Origin of the sequence: Novosphingobium sp. 9 (genome assembly GCF_025340265.1) — a bacterium.
Classification (GTDB): Bacteria; Pseudomonadota; Alphaproteobacteria; order Sphingomonadales; family Sphingomonadaceae; genus Novosphingobium.
Genome location: NZ_CP022707.1, coordinates 2,065,830 through 2,084,628 on the forward strand (window position 1 = coordinate 2,065,830; position 18,799 = coordinate 2,084,628).

General features: G+C 64.0%; 16 protein-coding genes, 2 tRNA genes and 1 pseudogene. 6 read left to right on the top strand and 13 right to left on the bottom strand.

Annotated features, from left to right (window positions below; all coding sequences use genetic code 11):
* Window positions 1–179 precede the first annotated feature (179 nt).
* Entirely contained in the window at window positions 180–1,502 is a 1,323-nt protein-coding gene (locus CI805_RS10230) for a chloride channel protein (RefSeq protein ID WP_260922981.1), read from the top strand.
* A 116-nt stretch (window positions 1,503–1,618) separates the two neighbouring features.
* Here the strand turns inward: CI805_RS10230 and CI805_RS10235 are convergent.
* The 3 genes from CI805_RS10235 to CI805_RS10245 all read right to left on the bottom strand — a co-directional run bounded on the left by CI805_RS10235 (window position 1,619) and on the right by CI805_RS10245 (window position 2,268).
* Window positions 1,619–1,695, bottom strand: a tRNA-Arg gene (locus tag CI805_RS10235).
* A 48-nt stretch (window positions 1,696–1,743) separates the two neighbouring features.
* Window positions 1,744–1,820 (bottom strand) — tRNA-Arg (locus CI805_RS10240).
* Between the two features lie 37 nt (window positions 1,821–1,857).
* On the bottom strand, window positions 1,858–2,268 hold the full coding sequence (locus CI805_RS10245; RefSeq protein WP_313958494.1) for a (deoxy)nucleoside triphosphate pyrophosphohydrolase: 411 nt from the start codon (window positions 2,266–2,268) through the stop codon (window positions 1,858–1,860).
* A gap of 125 nt (window positions 2,269–2,393) precedes the next feature.
* Here CI805_RS10245 and CI805_RS10250 point away from each other — a divergent pair, with 125 nt between their 5' ends.
* On the top strand, window positions 2,394–2,588 hold the full coding sequence (locus CI805_RS10250) for a Flp family type IVb pilin (protein ID WP_260922984.1): 195 nt from the start codon (window positions 2,394–2,396) through the stop codon (window positions 2,586–2,588).
* A gap of 101 nt (window positions 2,589–2,689) precedes the next feature.
* Window positions 2,690–2,860 carry a Flp family type IVb pilin gene (locus CI805_RS10255; protein WP_260922985.1) on the top strand — a complete coding sequence of 57 codons (171 nt, stop codon included), beginning with the start codon at window positions 2,690–2,692 and terminating at the stop codon, window positions 2,858–2,860.
* Between the two features lie 81 nt (window positions 2,861–2,941).
* Here the strand turns inward: CI805_RS10255 and CI805_RS10260 are convergent, their stop codons facing one another.
* Complete coding sequence (locus tag CI805_RS10260) at window positions 2,942–3,832, bottom strand: tyrosine recombinase (RefSeq protein WP_260922986.1); 891 nt, start codon at window positions 3,830–3,832, stop codon at window positions 2,942–2,944.
* A gap of 35 nt (window positions 3,833–3,867) precedes the next feature.
* The gene (locus CI805_RS10265) at window positions 3,868–5,796 is read right to left on the bottom strand and encodes a hypothetical protein (protein WP_260922988.1); all 1,929 of its coding nucleotides are present in this window, start codon (window positions 5,794–5,796) and stop codon (window positions 3,868–3,870) included.
* A gap of 257 nt (window positions 5,797–6,053) precedes the next feature.
* Between CI805_RS10265 and CI805_RS10270 the strand changes: the two genes are divergently transcribed.
* The 3 genes from CI805_RS10270 to CI805_RS10280 all read left to right on the top strand — a co-directional run bounded on the left by CI805_RS10270 (window position 6,054) and on the right by CI805_RS10280 (window position 9,516).
* Window positions 6,054–6,647, top strand: a complete 594-nt coding sequence (locus CI805_RS10270) for a shikimate kinase (protein ID WP_260922989.1) — start codon at window positions 6,054–6,056, stop codon at window positions 6,645–6,647.
* Window positions 6,635–7,750, top strand: coding sequence for a 3-dehydroquinate synthase (gene aroB, locus CI805_RS10275; RefSeq protein ID WP_260922990.1), 1,116 nt, complete (start codon window positions 6,635–6,637; stop codon window positions 7,748–7,750). Before CI805_RS10270 ends, aroB begins: the two co-directional genes overlap by 13 nt.
* A 359-nt stretch (window positions 7,751–8,109) precedes the next feature.
* Window positions 8,110–9,516, top strand: coding sequence for a peptide MFS transporter (locus tag CI805_RS10280; RefSeq protein WP_260922991.1), 1,407 nt, complete (start codon window positions 8,110–8,112; stop codon window positions 9,514–9,516).
* Window positions 9,517–9,560: 44 nt separating this feature from the next.
* Here the strand turns inward: CI805_RS10280 and CI805_RS10285 are convergent, their stop codons facing one another.
* The 8 genes and pseudogenes from CI805_RS10285 to CI805_RS10320 all read right to left on the bottom strand — a co-directional run bounded on the left by CI805_RS10285 (window position 9,561) and on the right by CI805_RS10320 (window position 18,769).
* On the bottom strand, window positions 9,561–9,977 hold the full coding sequence (locus tag CI805_RS10285) for a hypothetical protein (protein ID WP_260922992.1): 417 nt from the start codon (window positions 9,975–9,977) through the stop codon (window positions 9,561–9,563).
* A gap of 78 nt (window positions 9,978–10,055) precedes the next feature.
* Window positions 10,056–12,077 carry an acetyl/propionyl/methylcrotonyl-CoA carboxylase subunit alpha gene (locus tag CI805_RS10290; RefSeq protein ID WP_260922993.1) on the bottom strand — a complete coding sequence of 674 codons (2,022 nt, stop codon included), beginning with the start codon at window positions 12,075–12,077 and terminating at the stop codon, window positions 10,056–10,058.
* Window positions 12,077–12,520 carry a lysozyme inhibitor LprI family protein gene (locus tag CI805_RS10295; protein WP_260922994.1) on the bottom strand — a complete coding sequence of 148 codons (444 nt, stop codon included), beginning with the start codon at window positions 12,518–12,520 and terminating at the stop codon, window positions 12,077–12,079. Before CI805_RS10295 ends, CI805_RS10290 begins: the two co-directional genes overlap by 1 nt.
* Complete coding sequence (bioB, locus tag CI805_RS10300) at window positions 12,517–13,584, bottom strand: biotin synthase BioB (RefSeq protein ID WP_260923000.1); 1,068 nt, start codon at window positions 13,582–13,584, stop codon at window positions 12,517–12,519. The genes CI805_RS10295 and bioB overlap by 4 nt, the downstream gene beginning before the upstream one ends.
* A 14-nt stretch (window positions 13,585–13,598) precedes the next feature.
* Window positions 13,599–14,408, bottom strand: a complete 810-nt coding sequence (locus CI805_RS10305; protein WP_260923001.1) for a heme-dependent oxidative N-demethylase family protein — start codon at window positions 14,406–14,408, stop codon at window positions 13,599–13,601.
* Between the two features lie 5 nt (window positions 14,409–14,413).
* Window positions 14,414–16,668, bottom strand: a pseudogene (gene scpA / locus CI805_RS10310) (methylmalonyl-CoA mutase).
* 120 nt (window positions 16,669–16,788) lie between these two features.
* Window positions 16,789–17,226, bottom strand: coding sequence for a methylmalonyl-CoA epimerase (gene mce, locus CI805_RS10315; RefSeq protein ID WP_260923002.1), 438 nt, complete (start codon window positions 17,224–17,226; stop codon window positions 16,789–16,791).
* Window positions 17,227–17,242: 16 nt separating this feature from the next.
* Window positions 17,243–18,769 (bottom strand): acyl-CoA carboxylase subunit beta, encoded by a 1,527-nt coding sequence (locus tag CI805_RS10320; RefSeq protein ID WP_260927940.1) that lies wholly within the window; start codon window positions 18,767–18,769, stop codon window positions 17,243–17,245.
* Between the last annotated feature and the right edge of the window lie 30 nt (window positions 18,770–18,799).

The following is an 18,799-nucleotide window of genomic DNA, read 5'->3' on the forward strand; positions in this document are numbered from 1 at the left end:
AACACACCGGATAGACACGATCGACGGCCGCGAGGGGAAACCTTCGCGGCCGTTTCTCTATCGCCACAGTAAACATTTTTTTGGTTGCGCCCTTGCGACTCGCAATCGGCAGGGGTCATAGGGGCCGCGACAGCCCCGGCGGTCCGCCTGGGCACTCCCCGCTGAACGGAGCCGACCCCTTGCACCTGAGTGATCGCACCCACGACATCCTCAAGGGCCTGCCGGGTCTCGACGATTCCTTCGATGCCGCGCGGCGTCGCCTTGCCTCGCTGGTCGGCGCGGTGCTGCTGGGCCTGATCGCGATCCTGTTCGCCAAGATGGGCGATCAGGCGCAGGAAATGTTCAGCGCCATCTTCCGGCATTATCCTTATGCGCCGCTAGCGATGACGCCGATCGCCTTCGTCGCGGTCGTGTGGCTGACCGTACGCTTCTTTCCCGCCGCCAAGGGCTCAGGGATTCCGCAGGTCATGGCCGCGAGCAAGGACCCCGAACTGGCCTATAGCGGGTTGCTCTCGCTCCCGGTGGCGCTGGGCAAGCTGGTGCTGACCGTGATCATGCTGATGGTCGGCGGATCGGTGGGGCGCGAAGGGCCGACCGTGCAGGTCAGCGCCGCGATCATGATCGCCTGCCACCGCGTGCTGCGCGTGCCGATCACCGCAGGCGTCCTGATCGCAGGTGGCGCGGCGGGTGTCGCTGCAGCCTTCAACACGCCGCTGGGCGGCATCGTCTTCGCGATCGAGGAGCTCGCCTCCGCCTACGAACAGCGCGTTGCGGTGCTGGTGATGGGTGCGGTCGTGGTCTCGGGCCTGGTCAGCCTCGGCATCGCGGGTGACTATCTCTATTTCGGCGCAGTGCATGAAAGCCTGCCGATCGTCTCGGTGATCCTCGTCTCGCCCGTCGCGGGAATTGCAGGCGGTGTGCTCGGCGGTGCCTTCGCCAAAACGCTGTTGCTGTTCTCGCGCAGCAAGCACGCGTGGTTCACCAAGGCGCGCTCGCATCCGATCGTCATGGCCTTCGTCTGCGGCTTGATCGTGGCCGTGATCGGCGTGCTGACCAAGGGCAACACCTGGGGCACCGGCTATGCCACCACGCGCGACATGATCGAGGGCACCGCGGCAACTTCGGCGTGGTTCGGCCCTGCCAAGTTCGTCGCGACGGCGGCCACGGCAGTCTCGGGGGCGCCCGGCGGCATCTTCGCGCCTTCGCTGGCGGTCGGCGCCGGGTTCGGGCAACTGCTCTCGTTCTGCTTCCCCGGTACGTCGGTGCCTGCGGTGATCCTGCTGGGCATGTGCGGCTATTTCGTCGGTGTGACGCGTGCGCCGTTGACCGCCGTGATCCTGCTGATGGAAACCACCGGTGCCCGCGCGATGATCCTGCCGCTGTTCGTGACCGCAATGATCGCCGACAGCATGAGCCGCTTCGTCAGCCGCGAAAAGCTCTACCATGGCCTCTCGCACGGCTTTCTGATGCACGGCGAGCGCGAGACCTCGCGACAGGCCTGACAAGCCCCACCCGCCCCATTTCCTCGGCTCGCCTCAGGGTGGTGCGTCTCAGGCGCCCACATGAACGCCGGACACAAAAAAGCCACCGAAAATCGGTGGCTTTTTGAGTTATGAAATGGTGCACCCGGAGCGATTCGAACGCCCGACCCTCAGATTCGTAGTCTGATGCTCTATCCAGCTGAGCTACGGGTGCACACCAATTTTCATTCCAACATCAGGCCACCTTTCCCTGAAAGGGAGGTGGTGCACCCGGAGCGATTCGAACGCCCGACCCTCAGATTCGTAGTCTGATGCTCTATCCAGCTGAGCTACGGGTGCGTTGGAGAGGCGCCAATAGAAGGGCTCCTGATTCCCGTCAACACCTGTTCTCGACTTTTTTCATCAAAGTGCAAAGTTGCTCTGCCAGCGGGTAATCCAACGGCGGCATTTCCAGGTTTTTCAAAGCCTCAGCGGGAACCCACTCGATCTCCGAGGCGACTTGCGGTTGCGGCTCGCCGGTCCAGCGATGGGCAATATAGAGGCAGATGACGATCGTTCGCACAGGGACGCCTGCCGTCACATCTCCAGCAAAGCCCACAGGTTCGAGCTGAGAGGTTTCGAGCGTGACAGCAAGCTCCTCATCCATTTCCCGCACAGCCGCAGCCGCAGGGGCTTCGCCCGGCTCCACTTTCCCACCGGGGAACTCCCATAGGCCGCCGTGCATGGAATCGTATGGTCTGCGCTGCATGAGCACATGTCCATCGCGACGAACGAGCGCGACTGCCACAACCAGCAACGGACCTTGAGGTTTGTGCAAAGAATGCGTCCTTCTTAAGTGCCCTTTAACGGCCCTGCGGCATTGTCTTTCACCATATACACCGATGTGCCAGCGTTACCTGCAAAGGGCCGATCATGAAACGACCGACATTTCTGACAGCCCTGCGGCGAGACACCAAGGGGGCTACTGCCGTGGAATACGGACTGATCGTGGCCCTGATCGTCCTCGTTACGCTGACCGCTATCGGCAGCGTGGCGACCAAAACCATATCGATGTGGAACGACGTCAGCGCCAAAGTCGCGACCGCCGTTTCAGGCACCGGCACTTAAGATTTTTTCAAGGAATCGTCCGTAGAAGCGGAAATGTCCAAAGGGCGATGCCGCCCCCCGGGCCGGGTACATACAGACTGCATTTTCCCAGGAGACCAAACATGAAGTTCCTTACCAAGCTGCGCCGCAACGAAGAAGGTGCAACCGCCATCGAGTACGGCCTGATCGCCGCTCTCATTGCCGTCGCCGCGATCACCGCGATGTCGACCCTCGGCAGCAACCTCGGCGCAACCTTTAACAAGGTTTCGGGCAACCTGACGGCTGCCGGCTAATCTGCTTAGCCTTACAAGGCGCAAGCAAGAGGGCGGTGAACGCAAGTTCACCGCCCTTTGTCGTTTCCGCCCTGCGTTCTCTCAGGCGAACGGGTTGCCCGCCAGCGGATGCCGGGCATTCACAAGTTCGACAAGCCGCGCGCTGTCGACATGGGTATAGATCTGCGTAGTCGCGATATCGGCATGGCCCAGCAGGGTCTGCAGCACCCGCAGATCCGCCCCCCCTTCCAGCAGATGCGTCGCGAAGGCATGACGAAGGACATGCGGCGATACCCTTTGGGGATCGATATCCGCGCGCACGGCCAGATCGCGCAGCAACTGGAACAGCCGCACACGGGTCAGATGACCGGTCTTCCCGCTTGAGGGAAACAGCAACCGCGAGGTCGATCTACCCTCGCCCAGCCCCCCTCGCACAACCAACCAACGCGAGAGCGCTTGTCGCGCCCGCGTGCTGACAGGCACCATGCGTTGTTGCCCACCCTTGCCCGTAACATGAAGAAACGGCGCATCACGCGGCACCGCCGCCAGCGGGAGCGAGACCAGTTCCGTCGCGCGCAGCCCGGATCCATAGAGTAGTTCCAGCAGCGTCAGCAGGCGCACGGCGGCAGGATCGTCACCTTTGGCGTCTGTTTCAGCGGCGTTCAGAAACCGCTCCACTTCGGCGCGAGACAGCAGGCGCGGCAAAGGACGGCGCGCCCTCACTTTGGGCAACGCAGGTGACGGATCGTCACTGCGGATTCCTTCGTCCTGCAGGAAGCCATAGAACTGGCGCAGCGCCGAACAGCGCCGGGCGAGGCTGGAGGGCGCAAGAGCGCTCCACGCTTCTCCCAGCATCTCCAGTGCGGCCACGTCTGCCTGTCCCGGATCGCCCAGCACTTCGCGTGCGGCTTCCAGGTCACGGCGATAGGCGGCCAGCGTATTCGCCGCCGCACCGCGCTCCGCCGCGAGCATCGCCAGAAAACGCTCGATCATGTCCCCGCCTACGGGCTGCGGGGCACTCGCCATATTTATGACCGCGCGACGGCTTCCGCCGCGATCATGCGTGCCTGCGCCTCCAGCCCAACACTGCGCAGCGCGGACAGGATGTGCAGGAAGTAGCGCGGCGTCATCTGCGCCCAGTCGCTACCCTGCATGCCGAAGCCGGCGAGGATCGCGACGCCCGCGCTGTCACCGCGCGCCGCCGCCGCATCGATCGCGTCGGTAAAGCGGCTGGGGCTGTCGAGGCCAAGGTTCATGTCACGCGAATAGCGGCTGGCATCGCCCGAATCGATGCGCCCAAGGCCCGCCAGCGCCGCGATGAACAAAGCCGTGCGATGATGCTCTGCGCTCTTGTCCGCATCGGAGAACGTGCTGACCGCGCCCGAATCGATCCCGCCACCATTGGCATCGGCCAGCGTCACCAGCGCCCAGCCGAGGCTGCCCGGCTCCACCACGGAGGCCCAGCGCATCGCGTTGGCATCGTAGCCCGCCGCCAGCATCGAGGCGATGAGATCGCCCGAGCTGGAATCCATGTCCTTGCCGGGTGTCATTCGCGCAGCGGCAGCGGCGGTCAGCACGAGACGGGCATAGCGCGCCTCGGGCGTGTCCACCTTCCACAGGCTCTGCATCGCCGAAAGCCGCGTGGCCGGGTCCTGATCGGTATAGGCAGAGCGCAGCGATGTGGCACGATCCTGCCACACGCCGGTCACTTCGGGCGCTTCGTAGATTTGGCCGTAGAGATCGACCATCGCGGCGCTGGAAAGCACGCCTGTCGCGCCTGCGTAATCCGCCGCCTCGGCACGGCGCTCCAGCCCGACCATCGGCGCAAGCGCGGTCATGCTGGCGTATTGCGTACCGGCATCCTTCATCAGCGAGGCGGGCGGCTCCAGTCCGGTGCCGATCGCCAGCGCATAGCGCCAGGGCGTGAGCGAGGTGACATCGCCCCACTCGATCGTCACGGCACGGCGGCCACGGCCAGCGGCGCCCACGTATTTCTGGGCCAGCAGCAGGTCGATCTTGTCGGCCCGGCCATGGTTCATGTCGCTGTCGAGACGCTGCAAGGCGGCCTGCGCATTACCGCGATAGGCCATGCAGATATCGCGCGCGGCATTCCACTGCGCATCCTGACGGGCATTGCCGAACGCCGACATGGCCGGGCACATCCCGGTGAAATCGGCATTCTGCGTATAGACGTTGAGCGCGATGCTCGCGAGCGTCGGCGTGTAATCGGGAATATCGACATCCTGCAGCACCGCGCGCGCCGCATCGGGCTCGCCCATGCGCAGCAGCAGGTCGACGCGCATCGCCGCGAACGCTACCGGGTCCATCCCCGGCGGCGGCGCAAGGCGCGAGGCCAGCGCCTGTCGCAGCAGGATATGTCCCCAGCGCGAAACCAGCGTGCCCTTGTTCGCCGACAGGGCAATGCGGATCATCGAGGCGTTGGCGCGCGACAGCGAATCTGCCGCAAGGCCACCCTCGCCCGCATCGATCAGCCCAACGTTGTCGAGCTTGCGGCGCGCGGCAGGCGGCATGTCGAGCAGCGTGCGGGTGCCGAGCAGCGCATCGAAATCGTCGGGCGTCATGCGCGCCAGTTCATCGAGCGTGGGAATGCGCGAGAGGCCGGAAGTGTTCGTCGGCTGATCGGAAGGAGCCGCAGGTGCGGTAATACCCGGCAATGGCTGCACCACCGGCGAGGCGGTTGCGACGGGAACCGGCGCGGGACGGGGTGCGGCAGGCGCCGAAGGCGCACTCGCCGTCACCACCGGCTTTGGCGCCGCCGGTTTTGGCACGGCACGCGGCGCAGGCTTGGGGCGTTGTGTCGCGCGCGGCGACGGGGCAGCCTGCGGCGCGGGGTCCTCGAAGGCTTTGGGCAGCAGCGATTCAGGGCCGCTCTGCGCCAGCGCGAAGGCCGAGGTCATGGCGAGGCTGGCCCCGGCGATCAGGTAAATCGGTCTCATGATGCCGCTCCCGTCGGTACGGAAATGGGGACGGACAGGCTCCGCACGGGCTCCGGCCCACCCTTGCTCCAGGCGAGAATACCCAGGCCGGCGACCACCACCAGCGCGCCCACAATCACCAGGGAGGCTCCCTTCACCGCAAGTCTGCCCGCGATACCGCCTGCTGCGGCATTTGCGCTGCGCCCGATACGATAGTCACTCGTCTTCCTTCACCGATGCTTGCGCTGCGACCTAGCGCAACTATAGGCGGTGGGGCAATGGACGTTCAACAGACCCGCCTTTCGCCACAGGATATTGCGACGATCGCCCGCCGGATCGAGCGCCCGATCGTGCTTGTGGGCATGATGGGCGTCGGCAAGTCCAGCGTCGGGCGGCGCCTTGCGCAGATTCTGGACTGCTCGTTCGTCGATGCGGACGACGAGATCGAGCGCTCGGCGCAGATGACGATTCCCGAAATCTTCGACAGCTTCGGCGAAGAATACTTCCGCAACGGCGAACGCCGGGTGATCGCCCGCCTGATCGAGGATGCACCTGCTGAAAATGGGGCACATCACGGCGTCATCGCGACCGGCGGCGGCGCGTTCTGCAATGCCGAGACACGTAAGCTGATCCTCGATCGCGCCATCGCCGTATGGCTCGACAGCGAGGTCGCCACGCTGGTCGATCGCGTCGGGCGCAAGGGCAACCGCCCGTTGCTGCGCGGTGGCGATCCGGCGGAGATCATCGCGCGCCTTCGCGCCGAACGCGAAGTGCATTATGCGCAGGCGCCGATCCACATCATGAGCGGGCACGCGCCGCACCAGCACACCGTCAACAAGGTACTTCAGGGGATCGGGCAATGGCTGTCATAAAGGTCGACATCGCGGGCGCGCCCTATGAGGTGCGCGTGGGCGCGGGCCTGCTGGCCGAACTGGTGCCGCAATGCCGGGGCCTGCTGCGCAAGCGCGCCGTACCGATCGTCACCGACGTCAACGTCCACGCCGCATGGGGTTCGGTGATCGAGGCCTCGCTGCGCGATAACGGCCACGAACCGCACTGGCGCATCCTGCCCGCAGGCGAGCAGACCAAGTCCTGGGCGGAACTGTCCGCCACCATCGACTGGCTGCTGGAACTGGAAGTCGAGCGCGGCGATCACGTGATCGCGCTGGGCGGCGGCGTCATCGGCGACCTGACCGGCCTGTGTGCAGCGCTGCTCAAGCGCGGCTGCAAGTTCATCCAGGTGCCGACCACCCTGCTCGCGCAGGTCGATTCGAGCGTTGGCGGCAAGACCGCGATCAACACGGCGGCGGGCAAGAACCTCGTCGGCGCCTTCCACCAGCCTTCGCTGGTGCTGGCCGATCTCTCGGCGCTGGAGACGCTGCCAATGCGCGAACTGCTCGCCGGCTATGCCGAGGTCGTGAAGTACGGACTGATCGACGATGCGGACTTCTTTGCGTGGTGCGAGGCCAATGCCGGGGCCATGCTGGCAGGCGATGCGGCCCTTCGCGAATATGCGGTCGCGCACTCGGTGGCGTCCAAGGCGCGTATCGTGGCAGAAGACGAGCGCGAGACCACGGGCAAGCGTGCCCTCCTCAACCTCGGCCACACCTTCGGGCATGCGCTGGAGGCCGAGACCGGCTTCTCGAACCGCCTGCTCCATGGCGAGGCGGTGGCGCTGGGCATGGTCCTCGCCGCGCGCTTCTCGGCACGTTCGGGCCTGATGCCCAAGGTCAGTGCAGAGCGTGTCGCCAGCCATATCGCCGCCGTGGGCCTGCGCGCCGAAATCGCCACGCTGGGCCTCGAATGCGATGGCGCGGCGCTAGTGAAGCACATGCTCCACGACAAGAAGATGGACGCAGGCACCCTGCCCTTCCTGCTGATGAAGGCCATCGGCGAGACTTATCTCGACAAGACCGTCTCGCTCGATGCGGTTGCCGCCTTCCTCGACGACGAACTCGCACGCCCGGCAAACTGACGGCCTCTTTCGCCGAGCCGAGATTATGCCGGGACAGGCCGCGAAACTGCGCGCCGGCCTTCCGCGTTGCCTTGATGATCGTGCCTTGTCCTCCAACGCCCCTTACGAGGCAGGCACGAGCGCTACCGCCACGGGCGGGGGGCCTGTTGCCCCTACCCGGGGGCACCGGAAGGCGGCGGTTTCCTACCCTCGGAATCGCCGCCTTTTGGCGAACGGGGGACAATTCGCCGGGATGACAGCCCCCGTTCAGCTTCGGGATGGAATCGTGCGCGCCCTGCGGCGTGACATTACCGACCAGCGTGTCTAAGTTGCGCCCTTCGATAATAAACCAGCACAACAGTGAAACAGCACGGGGTGCCATGACAGCAGCCGAAGCCACGCCGGATTTCGAATCCGAACCAGATTTCCGATCATCCGGAAAATCCTCCGACACCGCGTTCCTCGGCCACCCCAAGGGCCTTGGCTATCTTTCCTTCGTCGAAGGGTGCGAGCGCTTCTCGTACTACTCCATGCAGACGCTGCTGGTGCTCTACATGGTGAACTACCTGCTGCTGCCGGGCCACGCTGAAAACGTGATCGGGCTACCCTGGCTTCAGGGCCGTCATATCGGCGAGACCGGCCAGCAGTTCGCCTCCTCGATCTTCGGCGACTATACCTCGCTGGTCTATTTCACCCCGATCCTGGGCGGGCTGATCGCCGACCGCTGGCTGGGACGCCGCGCCACGCTGATCGCGGGCGGCGTGATCATGTCGCTCGGCCATTTCCTGATGGCGTTCGAGAGCATGTTCCTGTTCGCGCTGATCGCGCTGATCGTCGGCGTTGGCCTGTTCAAGGGCAACATCGCCAGCCAGGTAGGCGAGCTTTACAGCCCCAAGGATCTGCGCCGTGCGATGGCCTTCCAGATCTTCTACATCTTCATCAACGTCTCGGTGATCGCCGCGCCGCTGATCGCCGGAACGCTGGGCCAGAAGGTCGGCTGGCACTGGGGCTTTGGCTGCGCCGGCGTCGTCATGCTGTTCGGCCTGCTGATCTACCTCAAGGCTGCGCCCTACCTTCCCGCCGACGCCCGTGAGGATCGCAAGACCAAGGGCAAGACGGCGATGAAGCTGCAGAGCGAGGACTATCCCCGCCTGATCGCGCTCCTGATCCTCGTGCCGGTCATGGGTATCGCCCTCATCACCAACCAGCAGATTTTCAACGCCTATCTCGTCTGGGCGGACCAGCAGTTCCAGTTGACCTTCTTCGGCCATACCATGCCGTCAAGCTGGATGATCACGCTCGACGCCTCGCTGTCATTCTTGATGCTGCTCACGGTCGCCGCGTTCTGGAAATTATGTGAGGTCATCACCGGCCGCGAGCCCGACGAACTGGGCAAGATGATCATCGGTTCGGTGTTCACCATTGCCGGCGCCCTGTGCCTCGTCATGGCCGCCGCCACGCAAGGAACCGGTAAGATCGGCCTGTTCTGGCCGTTCATGTTCCACTTCCTGAACTCGATCGGCTTTGCCCATATCCTGCCGATCAGCCTGGCGCTGTTCACCAAGATCGCACCGCGCCCGCTCAGCGGCACGGTCGTGGGCATCTATTACATGTCGTTCGTGCTGGCGAACTGGATCGTCGGCAACGTCGTTGGCCCCTGGCTGTCGACGATGCCCGCCACCACGTTCTGGCTGATCCATGCCGGAACCGGCGCCTTTGGCCTCGTCGCCTTCGTCGTGTGCAAACTGGCGCTGGGCCGACTGCTCAGCGGCGAAACTCCCGCCTGATCCGAAACAGGCCCCCGACACAATCCTGTCGGGGGCTTATATCATCAGCGGATTTCGAGCGCCTTGACCTGACGGACCGAACGCGCCGGCCGCAGATCGCCCGGCACAATCAGACGGTAAGGCCCCGTCTTGTCATCAAGGGCCTGCCCATCGCAGCGCTCGGCAATGATCATACCTTCGTGCCCCAGGCCGGGGTCAATCTCACCCAACGAGAACAGGACCGCATAACCGTCTCGGGCATGAACGATCACGCCCTTGGTCAGTTCGCTCCCGTGAAGGTCCTTACCGTGAGGAACGCCCGCGCGGGCAAGCACATCGGCAAGCGCCGGCCCCTCGCACATGCGGCGCGTGCCGTGATCGTTGAGCACCGCCTGCACATCGGGAAGCCCTTCGAGCAGCTTGGGTGTTACCGGAATGGTCTGGCTTGCAACGGCTGCCGCAAGCATCAAAAGTGCAGTCATCCTGTCCCCCTTGGAAAACGTCGCCGCGTTCTAGGGAAGGTTCGCTGGAAACTCCAGCCTCGCACCCTTAAACTGTGTTCACTCCATTTCGAGAATGATCGCGTCCACCGCCAGACTGTCTCCCGGTTTCGCGCGCAATGCCTTGATCGTGCCGGACTTTCCGGCGCGAAGCGTGTTTTCCATCTTCATCGCCTCGACCACGGCGAGCGGCTGTCCGGCTTCGACGCGGTCGCCCTCGCCCGCGTGGAGCGCCACCAGCAGCCCCGGCATCGGACAGATGAGATAGCGCGAAAGATCGGGCGGCACCTTCTCGATCATGTAGCGTGAAAGCTCGTGCAGGCGTCGCGGCAGGCAAGTCACCTTGTGGACCGCGCCGCGCGTCACCAGACGCAGGCCGATCCGGTCGATCAGCACCCGGATGCCATAGATCTCGTCGTCGATCTCGGCCTCGATCAGCCGGTCGCCGGGCGTATACTCGATACCCATGTCGATCTCGGCACCGTTGACCAGCACGGCCTCCTCGCCGATCTCGACATCGAACGGCTCACCATCGAGAGTGACCACCCAGTCGTATGGCGGTTCGGTTGGCTCGGCGAGTTGCCCGGAAATCTGACGCGCCCGGTCGGAACGCGCAGCAGAAATGAACGCGGCGACAGCAGCCAGCGCGACTTTCAGTTCGTCCGATGCGGGCGCGCCATGGAAGCCCTCGGGATATTCCTCGGCAATGAATCCGGTAGAAAGATCGCCCGCGCGAAACCGCCCATGCTGCATGATCGCCGAGAGGAAATCGATGTTGTGACCAAGCCCGTCGATCACGAACCGGTCGAGCGCGGCAATCTGCAGGTCGGCAGCCTCTTCGCGCGTCTCGCCCCATGTCACCAGCTTGGCGATCATCGGGTCGTAGAACATCGAGACTTCGCCGCCCTCGAACACGCCATCGTCGACGCGCACGCCTTCCACGCCGCGACGACCATTGGCCGCGCCATCGTCGGTCCAGCCTTCGACCGGTGGGTGATAGCGCACGAGCCGCCCGGTAGACGGCAGGAAACCGCGATAGGGGTCCTCGGCATAGACGCGGTTCTCGATCGCCCAGCCATCGATACCGATGTCGTCCTGTTCGAAGGCCAGCGGCTCGCCCGCCGCCACGCGGATCATCTGTTCGACCAGATCGATCCCGGTGATCGCTTCCGTAACCGGATGTTCCACCTGAAGTCTGGTATTCATCTCCAGAAAGTAGAACGATTTTCCGCTCGGGTCCGCGCCCGAGACGATCAGTTCGACAGTCCCTGCGCTGTAATACCCGACGGCCTTCGCCAGCGCGACGCACTGCTCGCCCATCGCGCGGCGCATCGCCGGACTGACAAACGGCGATGGCGCCTCCTCGACCACTTTCTGGTGGCGGCGCTGGATCGAGCATTCGCGCTCGTTCAGATAGAGCACGTTGCCGTGCCGGTCGCCCAGGATCTGGATCTCGATATGGCGCGGGTTCTCGATGAACTTCTCGATGAACACTCGGTCGTCACCGAACGAGTTCAGCCCTTCGCGCTTGACGCTCTCGAAGCCCTCGCGCACGTCGGCCTCGCTGTAAGCAAGCCGCATGCCCTTGCCGCCGCCGCCCGCGCTGGCCTTCATCATCACCGGATAGCCGATCTCGCGCGCGATCTCGACCGCGTGGTTGGTATCGGCGATCTCGCCCACAAAGCCGGGGACGACATTGACGCCGGCGGCCTTCGCCAGCTTCTTCGATTCGATCTTGTCGCCCATCGCCGCAATGGCCTTGGCGGGCGGGCCGATGAAGGCGATGCCCTCTGCGGCGAGCATCTCGGCAAAGGCGGTGCGCTCGGACAGGAAGCCATAGCCCGGATGCACCGCGTCCGCGCCGGTCTGTTTGCACGCCGCGATGATCTTCTCGGCCACCAGATAACTCTGCGCGGCAGGCGCCGGACCGATATTCACCGCCTCGTCTGCCATCGCCACGAACGGCGCGCGGGCATCGGCATCGGAATAGACCGCCACTGTCGCGATCCCCATCGCTCGTGCCGTCTTGATGACCCGGCAGGCGATCTCGCCCCGGTTGGCAATGAGGATCTTCCTGAACATCAGCGCTTCGCGTCCTCTTCCAGATAGGCCCGCAATTCTTGTGTGCGGTTCTTGGTCATGCCTTCAAGGCAGGTGTTCTGGAGCAGCGGCCAGATCGTGCCGCTGTCCTCACGCCGCCCGTTTTCCGCAAGGCACTGCGCGTCGCGATAGGCCAGCCACTTGCGCTGGGCATCGCGATGGAGCGCCAGCCCGGCAGCATCGCGCCCTTTCGACAACTGCTGCCATGTTTCGTTCAGCGCGATGTCCGCCCGCAGATAGTCGCGATAGGAACACACGTTCATGTCGAACTGCGTGCCCTGCCCCGCGCAGTCCGGCGCCGGGTCCTTCATCGCCATCGACTGTGCGAGCTGGCACTTGTCCTGCGCCAGCGCGCCGCTCACCGCGCTGCAATCGAGCGGCACGCTCGGCGCCGCAGCGGCAAGGACAAGCGCCGTGAAGATCACTCCGCCGCTTCCAGCTTGGCGCAGCCCTTGGGCATCCGGCTCGCCTCGACATCGGCAGCCGTCTCGCTGATCGCCATCGGCTTGATGCCCAGGCGCGCGAACATCGCCGCATCGTTGTCATCGCCCGAGTTCGGCGCGGTCAGCAGCTTGTCGCCGGTGAAGATCGAGTTCGCACCGGCCATGAAGCACATCGCCTGCGTCATCTCATTCATCGACTCGCGGCCTGCCGAAAGGCGGACCATCGACATCGGCATGGTGATCCGCGCGACGGCGACGGTACGCACGAACTCCACATCGTCGATCTTGGCGAGCGGCGTGTCGGCCAGCATGTCGCCCAGCACCGTGCCCTTGACCGGGACCAGCGCGTTCACCGGCACCGACTGCGGATGATCGGGCAGCGTCGCCAGCGTGTGGACGAAGCCGACGCGATCGGCGCGCGTCTCGCCCATGCCGACGATCCCGCCCGAACACACGTTGATACCCGCCATGCGCACGTTGGTGAGCGTGTCGAGCCGGTCTTCCATCGTGCGGGTGGTGATAACCTGATCGTAGCGCTCGGGCGAGGTGTCGATGTTGTGGTTGTAGTAATCGAGGCCCGCTTCGTTCAGCATGTCGGCCTGCTCGGGCGTCAGCATGCCCAGCGTCATGCAGGTTTCCATGCCGAGCGCGCGCACGCCCTTCACCATCTCGATGATGGCGGGCATGTCGCGGTCCTTGGGATTGCGCCAGGCCGCGCCCATGCAGAAACGGGTCGAACCCTGATCGGCGGCCTGCGCGGCACGCTGGAGCACCTGCTGCACTTCCATCAGCTTGGTGGCCTTGACCCCGCTGTTCGCCGAAACCGACTGCGAGCAGTAGCCGCAATCCTCGACGCAGCCGCCGGTCTTGATCGAGAGCAGCGTGGAGAGCTGCACTTCGTTGGCCTTGTGGTTGGCGCGGTGGACTTCTGCGGCGCGGAACACCAGTTCGGTGAACGGCAGGTCGAACAGCGCGGCGATCTCTTCGCGGGTCCAGTCGTTCCGGGGCTGGGTGGCAACGCCCGAGGCGGTAGCGGTGTCGGTCATCTCGAAAATCCTGTTCAGTCTTGCGCGCCCGAGCGGCGTTTTCGCGCATCGGCATAAGCGGCCAAACCCTGCGCATAGAGCGGTCCGGCGCGGCGATCCAGTTCTCCTGCACCAAAACCGGTAAGCGACAGGGCAAGACGCTCCACCGCCGCGTCGGAAAGCGCGTCCAGACGCGTCCGGTAGATACCGATGGCAAAGACAATCGCGCCCGATTCCGGAAGTCGGCGCAGGGATTGCCTTTCGGAGCGAATCCAGAGAGTTTCACCGGCATTATCAGGTGTGATATGAGAATATCCTGCCCCTGCCAAAGCTCCCGGAAGATAGCGCAGCGCAGGCGAAGGCTGGACGAAGACATTCGCCCGCCCAAAAATCTGCCCTTCCTTCAAACCGTCCATGAACCGGTCGACACCCCGCTCCAGTTGCCCTGCATAGCCGTGAATCGGCGCATGGACCGCGCCCATCGGCAATCCCAGCTTCTCCGGCAGATGCCAGTCGGTCGGGAATGCGAGCGCACCTGCGACCAGACGATAGGGCTCGCCGCGCCGGTCCTGCACCAGCAGGCAGAAGTCTTCCCAATGCGCCCGGCCGCACGCTTCAAGCCCGCCTTGTACGCGCAGCACGTCGGACAGTTCGGCGATGGCAGCCCCGGCCTCCGGCAGTGCCATCACGCATTCGGTATGGGCTTCGAAGACTTCGGCGCGGGCGGCGAGATCGGGTGCCGCATCCAGCCAGTCGCTCTCCCCCAGACGCACCAAGCCCATGCGCGGCGCCCCGGTGACGCGGGCATAAGGAAGCAGTGTCTCGACGGAAAAACCTAGCGACATAAATGCTATGCTGCGCCTTCTTCAGGGCCGTTGGCAAGCCCTTCCTCGAGTGGCGGCATATTGTGGCCGAGCAGCCGCAAGACATCGGCGGCACACTCCACCACATTCGATCCCGGACCATAGATGCCCTGCACCCCGGCCTTCTTGAGAAACTCGTAGTCGCGTTGCGGGATCACCCCGCCGGCAACCACTTTCACGTCCGCTCGCCCTGCTGCGCGGAGATGGCCGATCAGTTCGGGATCAGCGTCTTGTGCCCGGCGGCAAGGCTGGAGGCACCGACGACGTCCACTTCGCTTTCCAGCGCGAGATCGGCAGCCTCCTTCGGCGTCTGGAACAGCGGGCCGGACGTGACCGTGAAACCCATGTCGGCAAAGGCCGAGGCGATCACATTGGCGCCGCGATCATGTCCGTCCTGCCCCATCTTGGCGACCAGCAGGCGCGGCCTGCGCCCGAGCCGTCGCGCCACCGCCTCGACACCCTGGACGACCTGCCGATAGCGCCCATCGCCTTCGTGCGCCGCGCCGTAGATCCCGCTGACCGGGCTGGGCGAGGTATCGTGACGGCCAAACGCCGCCTCCATCGCCGCCGAAATCTCACCCAGTGTCGCACGCGCGCGGGCTGCTTCCACCGCGAGAGCAAGAAGGTTGTTATCGGGCAGATCGGCTCTTTGATTGAAGACGCTTGCAGCCATATCCTCGGAATCGATATCAGCTTCTGAGTACTCCACCGATGCTGCCCCGCCTGCGGCCGTGCGCAGGGCATCGAGCGATGCCTGCACCGTCGCCTCGTTACGTGTCTCACGGACTTTCCCGAGGCGTGCGACCTGTGCTTCGCGCACGCTGTGGTTGTCCACCTCCAGCGTGGCGAGCGGCGCCTCTTCTGGCAGGCGGTACTTGTTGACGCCGACGATAACATCCTCGCCGCGATCGACCCGCGCCTGACGGGCCGCGGCGGCTTCCTCGATCATCGCCTTGGGCCACCCGGCAGCGACGGCCCTGGCCATGCCGCCTTCCGCCTCGATCCGCTCGACGATGGCCCAGGCCTTGTCCGCTATCTCTGCCGTCAGCGCCTCGACGTAATACGAGCCGCCGAGCGGATCGACGACATGGGTGATGCCGCTTTCCTCCTGCAGGACCAGTTGCGTGTTGCGGGCGATGCGCGCCGAGAAGTCGGTCGGCAGCGCGATCGCCTCGTCCAGCGCATTGGTGTGGAGCGACTGCGTGCCGCCGAGCGTCGCCGCCAGCGCTTCGATGGTGGTGCGGATGACGTTGGTGTACGGATCCTGCTCGGCCAGCGACACGCCGCTGGTCTGGCAATGGGTGCGCAGCATCATCGAGCGCTCGTCTTTCGCACCCAGCTTCGTCATCGCCCGGTGCCACAGCAGGCGCGCGGCGCGCAGTTTGGCGACTTCCATGAACAGGTTCATGCCGATGCCGAAGAAGAACGAAAGCCGCCCCGCGAACGCGTCGATATCTAGCCCCGAGGCCTGACCCTGCCGGACATATTCGATGCCATCGGCGATAGTGAAGGCCAGTTCCTGCACCTGCGTCGCCCCGGCCTCCTGCATGTGATAGCCCGAGATCGAGATCGAATTGAAACGCGGCATCCGCGCGGCGGTATAGGCAAAGATATCCGCAATGATCCGCATGCTGGGCTCAGGCGGATAGATGTAGGTGTTACGGACCAGGAACTCCTTGAGGATATCGTTCTGGATGGTGCCGGAGAGCTGGTCCGGCGCCACGCCCTGCTCCTCCGCAGCGACGATGTAGAAGGCCAGAACCGGGATCACCGCGCCGTTCATCGTCATCGAGACCGACATCTCATCCAGCGGAATTCCGTCGAACAGGATCTTCATGTCCTCAACGTTGTCGATGGCGACACCGGCCATGCCGACATCCCCCGTCACGCGCGGATGATCGGAATCGTAGCCCCGGTGCGTCGCCAGATCGAAGGCGACCGACAGCCCCTTTTGTCCGGCGGCAAGATTGCGGCGATAGAAAGCGTTCGATTCCTTAGCCGTCGAGAAACCGGCGTACTGGCGGATTGTCCAGGGACGTCCGGCATACATCGTCGCCTTCACCCCGCGCGTGAACGGTGCGAAACCGGGCAGTCCCGGATCGTGTTCGACGTCCGCTGACGTGTAGAGCGGCTTGACAGCGATCCCTTCGGGCGTGCGCCATGTCAGGTCACGCCCTTTCACCTCTTTTGCGCCCCTCTCCTGCCAGTCGTTCACGTCGGCCCGTTTGTTGTTCTCGGCCATTCGGCTTCAGGTCCTCTCTCGTGGCCTCGGTCGGCCTATACCCGGTTTATGTCCGCCTAGGTGCGCTTGATGTCCGTCTAGGTGCGCTTGATGTCCGTCTAGGTGCGGTCTCTGTCCGTTTCAGTGCACCGCTTTCGGCGTTTCCATGATTTCGGTAAGCTGCCCTGCCATGTCCTTGGGATGCAGGAAGAATATCGGCGTTCCATGCGCCCCGATACGTGGATCACCCAGGACCCGCTTGCCAAGGCTCTCGAACCAGTTCTTCGCCTCGTGGATATCGGGGACCTCGTAACAGAGGTGATGCTGCCCACCAAAAGGGTGCGTTTCCAGCCACTTGGCAACCGGCGACTGCGGTGAGGTCGGCTCCAGAAGTTCGATCTGCGTGCCGGACGTTCCCGAAAGCCCCGGCGTGTCCACGAAACACACCCTGACCTGCTGACTTTCCAGCACGAAGGGCTCCGTGATCGACGTCGCTCCCATCACCTCCCGGTAATAGGCAATGGCCGCGTCCAGATCCGGAACAGCCACGCCGATGTGATTGATGCGACCAAGTTTCATGCGCTTTCTCAGTTGGTTACAGAGGAATGTTCGCGTGCTTCTTCCAGGGATTCTCCAGCCGCTTGTTGCGCAACTTGCGAAGCCCCAGAGCGATCCGCCGCCGGGTCGAATGCGGATAGATCACCTCGTCGATATACCCCCGGCTTGCAGCCACAAAGGGATTCGCGAAACGATCCTCGTATTCTTTTGTTTTGGCGGCAATTCCTTCGGCATCGAGCCCTCGGAAAATGATCTCCACAGCGCCCTTCGCGCCCATCACGGCGATCTCCGCCGTCGGCCAGGCATAGTTGAGATCACCCCGCAAATGCTTGGGGGCCATGACGTCGTAGGCGCCGCCATAGGCCTTGCGCGTGATGACGGTGATTTTGGGCACCGTCGCCTCGGCATAAGCGAAAAGCAGCTTGGCGCCGTGCTTGATGATACCCTTGTGCTCCTGATCGGTGCCGGGCAGGAATCCGGGCACATCGACGAAGGTCAGGATCGGGATTTCAAAGGCATCGCAGAACCTTACGAAGCGTGCGGCCTTGCGCGAGGCGTCGATATCGAGCACGCCTGCAAGCACCATTGGCTGGTTGGCGACCACGCCGACGGTACGCCCTTCGATCCGCCCGAAGCCGATCAGGATATTCGCGGCGTGGCTCGGCTGAAGCTCGAAGAAATCACCCTCGTCCAGCACCTTCTCGATGAGTTCGTGCATGTCATAGGGCTGGTTGGCGCTGGGCGGAACGAGCGTATCCAGACTGTCCTCGATCCGGTCCCAAGGATCGCTGGTCGGCCTTTCCGGTAACGGTGAACGGTTGGAAAGAGGCAGGAAATCGACCATTTCCCGCACTGTCGAGAGGGCCTCCAGGTCGTTCTCCAGCGCCAGATCGGATACCGACGTGCGCGTCGAATGAACCAGTGCCCCGCCGAGTTCCTCCTGCGTCACGATCTCGTTCGTGACGGTCTTCACCACCTCCGGGCCGGTGACGAACATGTAGGAGCTGTCCTTCACCATGAAGATGAAGTCGGTGATCGCCGGCGAATAGACCGCACCACCGGCACATGGCCCCATGATCATCGAGATTTGCGGGATAACACCCGATGCCAGAACGTTTTTCTGGAATACATCGGCATAGCCTGCAAGCGAGGCAACACCTTCCTGAATGCGTGCGCCGCCGGAATCGTTCAGCCCGATCACCGGCGCGCCCACCTTCATCGCCGCATCCATGACCTTGCAGATCTTCTGGGCATGGCGCGAGGACAAGGAGCCGCCAAAGACGGTAAAGTCCTGACTGTAAACGTATACCAGACGTCCGCTGATCGTTCCTGAACCGGTAACGACACCATCGCCCGGCACTTTCTGGTCCTGCATCCCGAAATCGACGCAATCATGCTCGACGTAGAGATCCATCTCCTCGAAGCTGCCTTCGTCGAGCAGGACCTCGATGCGTTCACGCGCAGTCAGACGCCCCTTGGCATGCTGCGCCTCTATGCGGCGCGGCCCGCCCCCAAGCTTGGCGGCAGCCCGGCGCTTTTCCATCTCGGCGATATTGGCGGACATTTGCGCCCTTTCCTGTCTTATCCTGCTTTT

Bases quoted from the DNA above. Each gene is read 5' to 3' on its own strand.
- CI805_RS10250 (WP_260922984.1), top strand. From the start codon at position 2,394: ATGAAACGACCGACATTTCTGACAGCCCTGCGGCGAGACACCAAGGGG.
- CI805_RS10255 (WP_260922985.1), top strand. From the start codon at position 2,690: ATGAAGTTCCTTACCAAGCTGCGCCGCAACGAAGAAGGTGCAACCGCC.
- CI805_RS10260 (WP_260922986.1), bottom strand. From the start codon at position 3,832: ATGATCGAGCGTTTTCTGGCGATGCTCGCGGCGGAGCGCGGTGCGGCG.
- CI805_RS10265 (WP_260922988.1), bottom strand. From the start codon at position 5,796: ATGAGACCGATTTACCTGATCGCCGGGGCCAGCCTCGCCATGACCTCG.
- CI805_RS10270 (WP_260922989.1), top strand. From the start codon at position 6,054: ATGGACGTTCAACAGACCCGCCTTTCGCCACAGGATATTGCGACGATC.
- aroB (WP_260922990.1), top strand. From the start codon at position 6,635: ATGGCTGTCATAAAGGTCGACATCGCGGGCGCGCCCTATGAGGTGCGC.
- CI805_RS10280 (WP_260922991.1), top strand. From the start codon at position 8,110: ATGACAGCAGCCGAAGCCACGCCGGATTTCGAATCCGAACCAGATTTC.
- CI805_RS10285 (WP_260922992.1), bottom strand. From the start codon at position 9,977: ATGACTGCACTTTTGATGCTTGCGGCAGCCGTTGCAAGCCAGACCATT.
- CI805_RS10290 (WP_260922993.1), bottom strand. From the start codon at position 12,077: ATGTTCAGGAAGATCCTCATTGCCAACCGGGGCGAGATCGCCTGCCGG.
- bioB (WP_260923000.1), bottom strand. From the start codon at position 13,584: ATGACCGACACCGCTACCGCCTCGGGCGTTGCCACCCAGCCCCGGAAC.
- CI805_RS10305 (WP_260923001.1), bottom strand. From the start codon at position 14,408: ATGTCGCTAGGTTTTTCCGTCGAGACACTGCTTCCTTATGCCCGCGTC.
- mce (WP_260923002.1), bottom strand. From the start codon at position 17,226: ATGAAACTTGGTCGCATCAATCACATCGGCGTGGCTGTTCCGGATCTG.
- CI805_RS10320 (WP_260927940.1), bottom strand. From the start codon at position 18,769: ATGTCCGCCAATATCGCCGAGATGGAAAAGCGCCGGGCTGCCGCCAAG.